Source organism: Kribbella sp. CA-245084, from assembly GCF_050942355.1.
GTDB lineage: Bacteria > Actinomycetota > Actinomycetes > Propionibacteriales > Kribbellaceae > Kribbella.
Genome location: NZ_CP192053.1, coordinates 4681590 through 4693243, shown reverse-complemented (window position 1 = coordinate 4693243; position 11654 = coordinate 4681590). Strand labels below are relative to the sequence as shown.

The window sequence follows — 11654 nt, the reverse complement described above, 5'->3', positions numbered from 1 at the left end:
AGGGTTCCTCCGGCGGGGTGGAGGTGGGGGATCAGCCGTCGACTGTGATCAGGTCGATGCCGGCCGACTCGGCAGCCACCTCTTCGACCGAGCGGGTCGGGAGGGGCGGAGGCGTGCCGCCCCAGGCAGGGCAGATGGCTTTGTGGTCGCACCAGTCGCAGAGCGGGCCGGGGCTGGGACGCCAATCGCCGGAGTCGAGGGCGCGGGTGATCGCGATCCAGAGCGCGGAGACCTTGCGCTCGCAGGCGCGGAGGTCGGCCTCGTCGGGGATGTAGCGGACGATCTCGCCGTTGCCCAGATACACCAGTTGGAGCATGGCCGGCACGACACCGCGCAGCTTCCACAGCACGAGCGCGTAGAACTTCATCTGGAACAGGGCCTTGGCCTCGAAGAACTCCGACGGCGAGCGGCCGGTCTTGTAGTCGACGACCCGGATCTCACCGGTCGGCGCGACATCGAGACGGTCGACATATCCGCGCAGCACGAGACCTGAGTCCAGGGCGGTCTCGACGTACAGCTCGCGCTCGGCGGGCTCCAAGGCGTTGGGGTCTTCGAGGGTGAAGTACTTGCCGAGCAGTTGGTGTGCCTCGGCGAGCCACTTCGCCAACTCGTCGCCGCTCGCGTCCTCGGCGAACAGCTCGGCGACCTCGGGCTCCTCCTCGAGGATCCGCTGCCACTGCGGCTCGAGCATCTCCGACGCCTGCTCCAGCGTCCGCTCCCCGCGCGGCAGGTCGAACAAGCGCTCCAGCACGGCGTGCACGACAGTCCCGCGCACCGCGGCGGCCGACGGCTTCTCCGGCAACCGGTCCACGACACGGAACCGGTACTTCAGCGGGCAGCTCATGAAATCCGCCGCCCGTGACGGCGACAACGCCCCACGCGAGTGCTGATGCGGATCGACTACAGCTGCAACGCTCATACCGAAACCCTAGGCACAACCACCGACACTTCGCGCGCACCCCACTCCGCCCTGTGGAAAACCCAGCAAACTCCCAGCCGGCTTTCGGCGGATCATCGGCCGGACGCGCGACCCTTGACGTATGACCCGTCAGCCACCGCCGAACCACGACCGCGGGCTCACCTACGACCTCGCGACGCTTCATCGCCGTCGTTTCCTCGGCCTGGTCGCAGGCGCCGGCCTGGTCGTCGTCGCAGGCTGCTCGGACAAGAACACGCCCACGTCTACTGGTTCCTCAGACGTGGATGAGATCCCGCAGGAGACCGGCGGTCCGTTCCCCGGCGACGGCTCCAACGGGCCGAATGTCCTCAACCAGTCCGGCATCGTCCGCAAGGACATCACCAAGTCCTTCGGCACAGCGTCCGGCCAGGCCACCGGCGTACCGCTCGCTGTCGAACTGACCATCCTCGACGCCGGTAAGGACAGCCCGCTCGAAGGCGCCGCGATCTACCTCTGGCACTGCGACGCCCAGGGCCGTTACTCGTTGTACTCCGACGGCGCGACCGAGGAGAACTACCTCCGCGGCGTCCAATCAGCCGATGCCGAAGGCAAGGTCACGTTCACCACGATCTTCCCCGCGGCGTACCAGGGCCGCTGGCCGCACATCCACTTCGAGGTCTACCCGAGCATCGACGACGCGACGAAGGCCGGCCAGATCACGCGTACGTCGCAGCTCGCCCTCCCGAAGGACGCGTGCAGCGCCGTCTACGCCGCCGACGGGTACGACGGAAGCGCGGAGAACCTCAGCCGGACGTCGCTCGAGAACGACAACGTGTTCGGCGACGACGACGGCGTACATCAGCTGGCCACGGTCACGGGAGATGTCGATCAGGGATACATCGCGGCTCTGACGGTGGGTGTGTAGCACGGAGTTACCGAAGGCAAAGTAGGTTTGGCTTGATGCCAGACTCGCGAGATCCCCAGAACCCCGCCCAGCCGGCCGGCCCTCCACCGCCCGGGACCTGGGTGCTGGGTCGCATCCGCGGGATCCGGTTGACGATGCGCTTCACCTGGCTGCCGGTGGCGATGCTGCTCGCGGTCGGGTTCGCCGCGATCATCGGGCAGCAGTTCCCCGAGCTCGGCGGCTGGCGGTATGCCGCGGCGTTCGCGTTCGTCGTCGCCTTCACGCTGTCGATCCTGATCCACGAGCTGGCGCACGCGCTGATGGCGTTGCGGTTCGGCATCGGCGTCTCGGAGATCAACCTCGGCTTCTTCGCGGCCGGCACGCATATCGAGGGCGAGCGGAAGTCGCCGCTCGAGGAGTTCGCCGTCTCGGTGGTCGGCCCGATCGCGTCACTGGTCGTCGGCGGGCTCGCGTACCTCGGGTCCCGGGCCTTCGACGAGGGCGTTGGGTACGTCGCCCTGTGGGAGCTCGGCATCGCGAACCTGATCGTCGGCGTCACCAACCTGCTGCCCGGTCTGCCGCTCGACGGCGGCTGGGTGCTGCGCGCGATCGTCTGGAAGTTCACCGGCAACATGCACACCGGCACGATCGTGGCCGCGTGGGCCGGGCGGCTGCTGGCGCTCTCGGTGATGGCGGTGCCGGTCCTGCTCGAACAGTTCTGGGGCTGGCAACCGTCGATGATCGATTTCATCATCGCCTTGCTGGTCGGCTTCTTCCTCTGGACCGGCTCGACCGCCTCGTTGATGCAGGCCCGGCTGCGGAACAAACTGCCCAGCCTCCAGGTCCGGACGCTGGCCCGCCGCGCCGTCGCCGTACATTCCGGTACGCCGATCTCCGAAGCCGTCCGGCTGGCCGGCCAGACCCAGGCCGGCGCGGTCGTGGTGATCGACGGCGACGGGAAGCCGCACGCCCTGGTGTCGGAGACAGCGGTCGCGGCGGTCGCCCCGAACCAGCGGCCGTGGACCAGTGTCAGCGAGGTTTCGACCGCCATCGGCGCGGGCCACATCATCGGCGTCAACGACACCGGCGAGGAGATCCTCGCCACGTTGCGCGAGCACCCCGCCTCGGAGTACCTCGTCCTCGACGCGAGCGGCGCGGTGTACGGCGTCCTCGCGACCGCGGACGTGGAACGCGCGTTCCGCTCGCGCTGATTACTCGGTTGCGGTGACCGAAAGTTAAGGTGAGCGCCTTATGGCTGACTTGCGTGACTTTCCCGACCAGGCGTACTCCGGGGTCCATCACGGACCGCTGCAGGAGGGCGAGTGGATCACCCTGCAGGACTCCAAGGGCCGCCGGCACTCGGTCAACCTGGAGCGCGGGAAGATCTTCCACACCACCAAGGGCGGGATCGCGCACGACGACCTGATCGACGGCCCGGACGCGGTCGTGATCAGGTCCAAGGGCGGCGTCGAATACCTCGCTCTTCGCCCGCTGATGGCCGACTACTCGGTGTCGATGCCGCGCGGCGCGGCGGTGATCTACCCGAAGGACACGGCCCAGATCGTGACGATGGCCGACATCTTCCCGGGTGCCAAGGTGGTCGAGGCGGGCGCCGGCTCCGGCGCGCTGACCACGGCATTGTTGCGGGCGGTCGGGATCCACGGACAGGTGATCTCGTTCGAGCGCCGGGAGGACTTCGCCGAGGTCGCCCGGAAGAACGTCACCGGCTTCTTCGGCGCCGAGCATCCGGCGTGGCGGCTCGAGGTCGGGGACCTGGTCGAGAAGCTGAACGAGCAGGACGTGGACCGCGTCGTCCTCGACATGCTGGCGCCGTGGGAGTGCGTTGACGTCGTCGCTGAGGCTCTCTCACCCGGTGGGGTGTTCTGTGCCTATGTGGCCACCACGACGCAGCTGAGCCGCTTCGTAGAGACGCTGAGGGCACACGGTGAGTTCACTGAGCCGCGCGCGTGGGAGTCACTCGTGCGAGACTGGCATGTAGAAGGGCTTGCGGTTCGTCCGGGCCACCGGATGCAAGGTCACACCGCCTTCCTGGTCACAGCACGAAGGATGGCGCACGGGGTGCAGGCACCTCGGAAGAAGCGACGCCCCGCGCCTGGCGCGTACGGCGACGATTACCTCGGGCCCCGTCGCGAAGAGGCCCGTTCGGAATCAACCGACGACATGCCGAAGGCAACTGGTTCATCCGCAACCGACACGTGATGGGATTCAGCTTGCCCGGCGAGGTTTTCTGGGTAAGGTCCATAGGGTCGAGCCCCACATGGTGAGGTGATGATCGTGGCTGGAGACGAGAGTCCTACCGCGGCAGAACTGCGTAACCAGGTCCGGTACCTGGAGGCCGAAGTCGCGGCGTTGCGACGACGGCTGCTCGAGCACCCGGCAGACAGCCGGTCGCTCGAGAGCAGGCTGTCCGAAACACAGGCCTCCTTGGCGAGTGTCACCGCTCAGAACGAGCGGCTGGCCGACACGCTGCGGGAGGCGCGAGAGAAGATCATCGCCCTGAAGGAGGAAGTCGACCGGCTGGCGCAACCGCCGTCCGGATTCGGCACCTTCCTCGGACGGAACGAAGACGACACGCTGGACGTGTTCACCGGCGGCCGGAAACTCCGGGTCGCGGCGAGCCCGTCGGTGGACCTGGACGCGCTCCGGCTCGGCCAGGAACTGATGCTGAACGAAGCACTCAACGTGGTCGAGGCCTGCGAGTTCGAGGTCGTCGGCGACGTGGTGATGCTGAAGGAGCTGCTCGCCGACGGCGAGCGGGCGCTGGTCATCGCGCAGGCCGACGAGGAGCGGGTGGTGCGGCTCGCCTCACCGCTGCTCGACATCGCTCTGCGGTCCGGCGACTCGCTGCTGCTCGAGCCCCGCTCCGGTTATGTCTACGAGAAGATCCCGAAGTCCGAGGTCGAGGAGCTGGTGCTCGAAGAGGTCCCGGACATCGACTACACCCAGATCGGCGGCCTGGCCGGCCAGATCGAGGCCATCCGGGACGCGGTCGAGCTGCCGTACCTGCACAAGGACCTGTTCCTGGAGCACGAGCTCAAGCCGCCGAAGGGCGTGCTGCTCTACGGCCCGCCGGGCTGCGGCAAGACGCTGATCGCGAAAGCGGTGGCGAACTCGCTGGCCAAGAAGGTCGCCGAGCGGACCGGGGTGGCCGAACAGAAGTCGTTCTTCCTCAACATCAAGGGTCCGGAGCTGCTGAACAAGTACGTCGGTGAGACCGAGCGGCACATCCGCCTGGTCTTCCAGCGGGCCCGGGAGAAGGCTTCCGAGGGTATGCCGGTGATCGTGTTCTTCGACGAGATGGACTCGCTGTTCCGCACCCGCGGATCCGGTGTGTCGTCCGACGTGGAGAACACCATCGTTCCGCAGCTGCTGAGCGAGATCGACGGTGTCGAGGGTCTGGAGAACGTCCTGGTCATCGGCGCCTCGAACCGCGAGGACATGATCGACCCGGCGATCCTGCGGCCCGGCCGGCTGGACGTGAAGATCAAGATCGAGCGCCCCGACGCGGAGGCGGCCCGGGACATCTTCTCGAAGTACCTGACCAGAGGGCTGCCGTTGCACGACGACGACCTCGGCGAGTTCGGCGGCGACCGGCAGGCGTGTGTGGACGGCATGATCCAGCGCACGGTCGAGCGGATGTACACCGAGGCCGACGAGAACCGCTTCCTCGAGGTCACCTACGCCAACGGTGACAAGGAGGTCCTGTACTTCAAGGACTTCAACTCGGGCGCGATGATCCAGAACATCGTCGACCGGGCGAAGAAGATGGCGATCAAGGCCTTCCTGGACGAGAACCAGAAGGGCCTGCGGGTGCAGCACCTGCTCCAGGCCTGCGTGGACGAGTTCAAGGAGAACGAGGACCTGCCGAACACCACCAACCCGGACGACTGGGCCCGCATCTCCGGCAAGAAGGGCGAACGCATCGTCTACATCCGCACGCTTATCTCCGGCAAGCAGGGCACCGAGCCAGGTCGCTCGATCGACACCGCGACCAACACCGGTCAGTACCTGTAAGACAACCGCGAACCGCCCCCGGACCTGCTGGTCCGGGGGCGGTCGTCCGTCTCTGGCAGGAACCTGGAACGACGCTCAGGACACTGCGACGCGGCGCGTCAGATCGGCGAGCTCACGGTTGAAGTGATCGGGCTGCTCCAGATGCACGGTGTGCCCGGTCTCGTCGTACCAGGCAGCCTCGGCGGTCGGGCAGGTCGCCAGCACGTGCTCTGCCATCGCCGGGAGCACGACCGTGTCGGCCCGGCCATGGGTGACCAGCAGCGGCACCGTGAGGTTCCGCAGTACGTCGTCCTCGTCGATCTCACGGGCCCCCAGGTTGGCCCGGATCCGAGCCGGGACGGTCATACTCGCCGCGAGCAGCAGCTCCGTGTCGTCGGCGGTGAACGGGGTGGCCGGGAAGGCCTTGATCAGACCGCGTGCCCCGCGGATGTTGGTCGGCAGGTCGTCGGCGACCAGATCGGCGAAGTTGTCGAGGAAGCCGGGGCCGATCAGTGTGCCGAACGCCGCCGGACCGAGCCGGACCGCGCCGCCGATGAAGTCGATCCCGCCGATCCGGTCCTCGCCGTAGGCCCGGACGTAGTCGCAGATGACGAACGCGCCGTACGACCAGCCGACCACTACCGGCCGGTCGAGGCGCAACTGCTCGATGACTGCGGCGAGGTCGTCGGCCCACAGGCGGCCGTCGGTGTAGTGGTCCTGCTCCAGCGGCGCCGCTGACATGCCGTGACCGCGCAGGTCGTACGCGACCAGCCGGAACTCGCCGGCCAGCGCGCTCTCGTACTGCTTCTGCCAGCACAGATGGCTCTGCGACAGGCCGTGGATGAACACGATCGGCGGCCCGTCCGGCTGGCCCCATTCGCGGACGTGCAGCCTTAGACCGCCACCGCCCCGGACGGTGTGGATCGTCGGCTGCTCGATGACTGTGGTCATGGCCCCTCCTTGGTTCGTTCGGTCGACTCGATCGTCGCCGGGCGGTGCGGGGCCGGCATCGGGAACGGGCTACGTATCCCTGCTTCGCCACCTACGTATCCGATGCCGGCGGCGCGATACTGACGAGATGAAGGCCCGCGCGGGCGACGATGTCTTCGTCGGGCGCGCCCGTGAACTCGAGGCGCTCGAGGGCGTGCTGGACGCTGCCCGGGCCGGCCGTGGCGGGACGGTCCTGATCGCGGGCGAGGCCGGGATCGGTAAGACGCGGCTGACGTCCGAGCTGTCCGCCCGCGCCCGGAGCGCCGGCTTCGATGTCTTGCTCGGGCGCTCGATCGACCTGGTCGGCACCGAACTGCCGTACCAGCCGTTCGCGCAGGCGCTGCGTCCGGTCGGTGACCTCCCGCGGGCAGACGGCCAGCAGTTCCGTGTCTTCGAGAACATCCTGGGCCTGCTGACAGGGCGGGCGGCGTCCGCGCCGGTGCTGCTCGTCCTCGAAGATCTGCACTGGGCGGACACATCCACGCTCGATCTCGTGGTGTACCTCGCGCAGTACGTCGACGACCGGCCTCTGCTGCTGGTGGCGACGTACCGGGCCGACGAGCAGTCGTCGGCCGAGCGCATGCTCCGGCTCGCCAACGGAGTACGGCGTTCGGGATCGGCTCTGCTCGTGGACCTCGGGCCGCTCGACCGCGACGAGCTGGCCGCACTTGTCGCGGCCTACGCGGTTCCGCCCCGGGCCGCTGCCGACGCTGACGCGATCGTGGTCCGGTCCGAGGGCAACCCGTTCTTCGCGCAGGAGCTGATCGCCGCAGCCGGCGACGGTGGTCTGCCGCGAGGTTTGCGTGAGCTCCTGCTGCAACGGGTCGGCCGGCTCGACCAGCAGGCCCGGACCGTTGTCCGGATTGCCTCGGCCGCCGGCCGGGAGGTCGGATACTCGCTGCTGCGAGCGGTCGCCGCGATGCCCGAGCAGGATGTTCGCGCAGCGCTGCGGCAGGCGGTCGAGCACGGCGTGCTGGTCGCCGAACCGGCGACGAGCAGCTTTCGGTTCCGGCACGCGTTGCTGGCCGAGGCGGTGTACGCGACCCTGCTGCCGGGCGAGCGTGAGGAGATCCACGAACACCTCGCCGGTGAGCTTGCGCGCAATGGCGCGACCGCACCGGCCGAGCTGGCACCGCACTGGGCAGCCGCGGGGCGACCGGCGGAGGCGCTCGCGGCGTCGGTCGCCGCCGCCCGCGATGCTGTGGCCGTCGCCGGTCTCGCGGAGGCACGTGCTCATCTGGAGAGAGCGATCTCGCTGTGGCCGGCGGTGGCGAACGCGGCCGAGCTCACCGGGTCCGAACTGGGCGGTATCTGTTCGTGGGCGGCTGAGCTCGCCAGCGAGACCGGCGAGGCGCCGCGGGCGGTCGAGCTCGCCCGGCGCGCGATCCACCTGACCGACGTCCGCGATCGGCGCCGGGCGGCGCTGCTGCAGGTTTGCCTGGGCGAGTACCTCCACGAGGTCGGCAGCGACCTGGCCGGACTCGCGGCGCTCGAGCGGGCCGTCGAGCTCGCACCGGCCGAGCCACTGCCGGATCGGGCGTACGTGGTCGCCTCACTCGCCGGCGGCCTGATGGTCGCCTGGCGCCACGCGGCATCCGTGCGGCTGGCCGAGGAGGCGTTGGCGCTGGCCCGCGACGCCGGTGCCGGTGCCGGTGCCGGTAAGGCTCTGGTTCGGGCGCTGACCGTGAGAGGCGCCGACCTCGTCTACCTGGGCCGGGCCGAGGAGGGCCTGTCCGACCTCGGCGAGGCGCTGCGACTGGCCGAGGAGATCGGCGAGGGGATCGGGCTGGATCAGGTGTACGCCAATCTGACCGATGCCCTGACGATGCTCGGTCGGCTGCGGGAGTCCGTCCAGGTCGGCCGCCAGGGTCTGGAGGCCATCCACCGGTACGGCATTGCCAGCGCCGTACTGGTCTCGAATCTGATCGAGGCGCTGCTCGCCCAGGGCGAGTGGGACGAGGCCGATGAGCTGAGCACGGCCACGTTGCGGTCGACGATGGCGAGCTTTCCGTACATGCTGCTGATGCTTCGAGCCGATCTCGAGGTCGGCCGCGGCGACTTCGTCGCGGCCCGGGAACACCTCGACGCCGCGCTCGAGACGCTGCGCCCGGACCGCGGGCTGGGCATCTACGACGTCGGCCTGGCCGAACTCGCGCTGTGGGAGCGGCGGTGGGGCGACGCCGCGGATCACACCGACGCGGCCTTGGAATCGATGGGGTCCGTCAAGGCCGCACAGCTTCGAGTGTGGTTCTGTGCAAAAGGGTTGCGGGCGCAGGCTGAGCTTGCCGCGGTGGCCAGGACGCGACGTGATGCCGACGCGGAGCGGAGCGTGCTCGACCGCGCTGATGAACTCATCGCTGCCGCCCGCCGTGCTGCCGCGGACGCCGCACCGGTGACGCCGGTCAGCAGCGCCTGGCTGGGGCTGGCCGAGGCCGAGTACCGGCGCACCCGCGGGGTCGCCGGCCCCGGACTGTGGGCCGACGCCGCGGACCGCTGGGCGCACCTGGGCCGCGCACCGTTCACCGCCTACTGTCAGTGGCGCCAGGCGGAGGCCTTGGTCGCGGCCGGAGCGTCGCGGGCCGAGGCGAGCACTCCGGCCCGTTCGGCCTACGAGATCGCGGTCCGGGTCGGTGCGCGTCCGGTGCGGCGAGAGCTCGAACTGCTCGCTGGCCTGGCCCGCCTGCGGATCGCGATCCCGCCGGCCGAGGCTGAATCCGCCGAAGGGCTTGACCAGGTTCTCGGGCTGACCGCACGCGAGGCCGAGGTATTGACGCTGCTGTCCCGCGGCTGCACCGACCGCGAGATCGCGGTGACGCTGGTGATCAGCATCCGGACGGTTGGCGTCCACGTGTCGCACATCCTGCAGAAGCTCGGCGCGGCCAACCGGATCGAGGCCGCTGCGATCGCCCATCGAGTGTCCAGCGGCGGTCTCGTTGTCCCTGAGGGGTAGACAAAACCCCCGGTGCGATCGGGGGGTTTCCCCGATTGGTACGGCGGTCCGGCGGCCTTAGCTTGCTGTTATGGCGACGGATGAGGTGCGGAAGGACCTGCGGGCCGCGGTTGCGGCGCGGCAGGAACTGGGGCCGGAGTACGAGAACGAGATCATCGACAGCTTCCTGGAGAAGCTCGATGCCCGGGATGTCCAGCGACACGTCAGCCCGTACGCCGAGCCGGCCCCGCGACGGCATCCCAGCCGCGAGACCGACCCCGGCGGACTGGCGCTGGCGATCGTGTCGATCGTCGCGGCGATCCCGATCACCGCGATCTCGGCCGCCATGATCGGCCCGTTCGGCGTGCTGATCGCCTGGTTCGGCCTGGTCAGCATCAACTTCGCCCGCACCATGTCCCGCCGCCGCTGACGCGCGCTACTTCGGCTGGTACGGGAGCAGCCGGCCCTGTGCGTCGTAGGCTCGCACCTCCTGGCGCACTGTGCTCGCAGGGACGACCACAGCCAGCCGGTTGTCCGCGTACGCGTAGCCATGGTCGACGTATCCGGGTTGCCAGGGGCTCGTGACGCCCTTCCAGACCAGGCGCGACTCGATCCGGGCGATCTCCGGACGGACCCGGTAGAGCATCCAGATCCGGGACATCGGCTTCGGCGTCGACACCGAGGAGGTGCCGCCGCTGAGGCCGGTGAGGCCTTTCTTCTGAGCCGGCGGCTCGATCCACCCCGACTTGTCCCGTTGCCATCCGCCGCTTCCGCCGGGGGACAAGCAGGATGAGATGCCCGACGTTCCGGATCCCTCGACGATCATCAGGATGTCGGTGGTCCCGGGATTCGCGGCCGGTACCCGTCGCGCCCAGACGATCCGGAACGGCCGCTTGAGCAGGGAGTGCTGGCGGCGTTCGCACGACTTCGTGAAGGCTGCGATCGCGTCGGCGTCAGATACGACTCCGAGTCCGCTGGAGGTGGCTACCGTCGCCGGCGCGGCGACACCGGGGTCGGCCGGGGGCCGGTTGGTGATCACGAGGGTGCCGGCCACAGCGGCTGCGACGGCTGCGACAGCTATCACCGGGGCGATCATGCGGCGGCTCGGCCGGTTCTCCACGGGCCGCGCCCGGTCCATCACCTGGTTGCGGAGACGGGACCGCTCGGCGGCGCTTAACGGGGGGACGCGCGGCGGTTCGAGATCGGTGTTCATGAGAGCTCCTCGTTGAGGGCGACCCGGCTGAGCAGGTCGGGGAAGCGGCGACGGGTGCGGTGGAGCCGGGCCTTGACGGTCCCGACCGGTACGCCGAGGGCGTCCGCGGCCTCGGCCATCGTCAGACCGGACCAGACGACGAGCTCGAGGGTCTCGCGCTCGTGCCGCGGGAGTTTGGCCACGGCGCGGCGTACGGCCGACATCTGGCGCTCGTCGTCGAGCCGGCGGGCGACCTCCGGGGCATGGTCGCTGCCGGGCCCAGGGTCGGGCAGGCGGTCCAGCAGTCTGCGCAGCCGGCTCGCCGTGCGGTGGAGGCTCTTGCACTCGTTGCCGGCCACCATCAGCAGCCAGCCGCGGGCGCTGGGACCGGTCAGCCGGCCAGGTGGATTGCGCTGGAACCGCCGCCAGGTACTCAGGAACGTCGACTGGACCACATCGTCGGCAGTACTCCACGAGGCCGTACGCCTGAACGCGAACGCACGTACGTCGTCCGCGTACCGGTCGAACAGCTCGCCGAGCGCGAAATGGTCCCCGACGCGCAACCGCTCCCAGAGCTCCTGGTCGGATCCCGTAGCCATAGCCGGCTCCGTATCGTCAGTCAGGGTGATCTTCACACCCTCTAGTGACCGGCCACGCGGCGGATGGTTGCATCGGGGCCGATTCAGTATCTCGTGATGACCGTTCATTGCTGTGATCCCCTCCGGCA

General features: G+C 69.1%; 10 protein-coding genes. 6 read left to right on the top strand and 4 right to left on the bottom strand.

The window, feature by feature from the left end:
* Positions 1 to 31: 31 nt before the first annotated feature.
* Positions 32 to 919, bottom strand: coding sequence for a RecB family exonuclease (locus ACQPYH_RS22545; RefSeq protein ID WP_432874639.1), 888 nt, complete (start codon positions 917 to 919; stop codon positions 32 to 34).
* A 121-nt stretch (positions 920 to 1040) separates the two neighbouring features.
* On the opposite strand from ACQPYH_RS22545, the gene ACQPYH_RS22540 reads away from it, so the two are divergent.
* The 4 genes from ACQPYH_RS22540 (at position 1041) to arc (ending at position 5837) form a co-directional block, all read left to right on the top strand.
* Positions 1041 to 1823 (top strand): intradiol ring-cleavage dioxygenase, encoded by a 783-nt coding sequence (locus ACQPYH_RS22540; RefSeq protein WP_432874636.1) that lies wholly within the window; start codon positions 1041 to 1043, stop codon positions 1821 to 1823.
* Positions 1824 to 1858: 35 nt separating this feature from the next.
* Positions 1859 to 3013 carry a M50 family metallopeptidase gene (locus ACQPYH_RS22535; RefSeq protein WP_432874634.1) on the top strand — a complete coding sequence of 385 codons (1155 nt, stop codon included), beginning with the start codon at positions 1859 to 1861 and terminating at the stop codon, positions 3011 to 3013.
* 40 nt (positions 3014 to 3053) lie between these two features.
* Positions 3054 to 4022 (top strand): tRNA (adenine-N1)-methyltransferase, encoded by a 969-nt coding sequence (locus ACQPYH_RS22530; RefSeq protein ID WP_432874631.1) that lies wholly within the window; start codon positions 3054 to 3056, stop codon positions 4020 to 4022.
* Positions 4023 to 4091: 69 nt separating this feature from the next.
* Positions 4092 to 5837, top strand: a complete 1746-nt coding sequence (arc, locus tag ACQPYH_RS22525; RefSeq protein ID WP_130448389.1) for a proteasome ATPase — start codon at positions 4092 to 4094, stop codon at positions 5835 to 5837.
* 75 nt (positions 5838 to 5912) lie between these two features.
* On the opposite strand, the gene ACQPYH_RS22520 is transcribed toward arc, so the two are convergent.
* The gene (locus ACQPYH_RS22520) at positions 5913 to 6767 is read right to left on the bottom strand and encodes an alpha/beta fold hydrolase (protein WP_432874627.1); all 855 of its coding nucleotides are present in this window, start codon (positions 6765 to 6767) and stop codon (positions 5913 to 5915) included.
* A gap of 127 nt (positions 6768 to 6894) precedes the next feature.
* Here ACQPYH_RS22520 and ACQPYH_RS22515 point away from each other — a divergent pair, with 127 nt between their 5' ends.
* The gene (locus tag ACQPYH_RS22515; protein ID WP_432874624.1) at positions 6895 to 9756 is read left to right on the top strand and encodes a helix-turn-helix transcriptional regulator; all 2862 of its coding nucleotides are present in this window, start codon (positions 6895 to 6897) and stop codon (positions 9754 to 9756) included.
* A 70-nt stretch (positions 9757 to 9826) separates the two neighbouring features.
* A complete protein-coding gene (locus ACQPYH_RS22510) occupies positions 9827 to 10165 on the top strand; it encodes a hypothetical protein (RefSeq protein ID WP_432874622.1) in 339 nt (112 codons plus the stop codon).
* A gap of 6 nt (positions 10166 to 10171) precedes the next feature.
* Here ACQPYH_RS22510 and ACQPYH_RS22505 read toward each other — a convergent pair whose 3' ends face one another.
* Complete coding sequence (locus ACQPYH_RS22505) at positions 10172 to 10948, bottom strand: hypothetical protein (protein WP_432874619.1); 777 nt, start codon at positions 10946 to 10948, stop codon at positions 10172 to 10174.
* Positions 10945 to 11526 (bottom strand): RNA polymerase sigma factor, encoded by a 582-nt coding sequence (locus ACQPYH_RS22500; protein ID WP_432874617.1) that lies wholly within the window; start codon positions 11524 to 11526, stop codon positions 10945 to 10947. The genes ACQPYH_RS22505 and ACQPYH_RS22500 overlap by 4 nt, the downstream gene beginning before the upstream one ends.
* Positions 11527 to 11654: the final 128 nt, after the last annotated feature.